At 53.2% G+C, this 1,267-nt stretch carries 1 rRNA gene; it reads left to right on the forward strand.

Annotated elements, in window-relative coordinates:
• Positions 1 to 1,267 (forward strand): 23S ribosomal RNA (locus AB8804_RS23240); the annotation flags it as partial.

The raw sequence follows: 1,267 nt of genomic DNA on the forward strand, positions 1-1,267 counted from the left end.
CACATGCTGTGAACTCGAAGAGTAGGGCGGGACACGTGGTATCCTGTCTGAATATGGGGGGACCATCCTCCAAGGCTAAATACTCCTGACTGACCGATAGTGAACCAGTACCGTGAGGGAAAGGCGAAAAGAACCCCGGCGAGGGGAGTGAAAAAGAACCTGAAACCGTGTACGTACAAGCAGTGGGAGCCTACTTGTTAGGTGACTGCGTACCTTTTGTATAATGGGTCAGCGACTTATATTCTGTAGCAAGGTTAACCGTATAGGGGAGCCGAAGGGAAACCGAGTCTTAACTGGGCGTTAAGTTGCAGGGTATAGACCCGAAACCCGGTGATCTAGCCATGGGCAGGTTGAAGGTTGGGTAACACTAACTGGAGGACCGAACCGACTAATGTTGAAAAATTAGCGGATGACCTGTGGCTGGGGGTGAAAGGCCAATCAAACCGGGAGATAGCTGGTTCTCCCCGAAAGCTATTTAGGTAGCGCCTCGTGAACTCATCTTCGGGGGTAGAGCACTGTTTCGGCTAGGGGGCCATCCCGGCTTACCAACCCGATGCAAACTACGAATACCGAAGAATGTTATCACGGGAGACACACGGCGGGTGCTAACGTCCGTCGTGAAGAGGGAAACAACCCAGACCGCCAGCTAAGGTCCCAAAGTCATGGTTAAGTGGGAAACGATGTGGGAAGGCACAGACAGCCAGGATGTTGGCTTAGAAGCAGCCATCATTTAAAGAAAGCGTAATAGCTCACTGGTCGAGTCGGCCTGCGCGGAAGATGTAACGGGGCTAAACCATGCACCGAAGCTGCGGCAGCGACGCTTATGCGTTGTTGGGTAGGGGAGCGTTCTGTAAGCCGTTGAAGGTGGCCTGTGAGGGCTGCTGGAGGTATCAGAAGTGCGAATGCTGACATAAGTAACGATAAAGCGGGTGAAAAGCCCGCTCGCCGGAAGACCAAGGGTTCCTGTCCAACGTTAATCGGGGCAGGGTGAGTCGACCCCTAAGGCGAGGCCGAAAGGCGTAGTCGATGGGAAACAGGTTAATATTCCTGTACTTGGTGTTACTGCGAAGGGGGGACGGAGAAGGCTATGTCAGCCGGGCGACGGTTGTCCCGGTTTAAGCATGTAGGCGGAGGTTCCAGGTAAATCCGGTACCTTTTAACGCTGAGGTGTGATGACGAGGCACTACGGTGCTGAAGTGATAAATGCCCTGCTTCCAGGAAAAGCCTCTAAGCATCAGGTAACACGAAATCGTACCCCAAACCGACA

The organism is Enterobacter sp. KBR-315C3_2022, from assembly GCF_041399425.1.
Taxonomy (GTDB): Bacteria; Pseudomonadota; Gammaproteobacteria; order Enterobacterales; family Enterobacteriaceae; genus Enterobacter.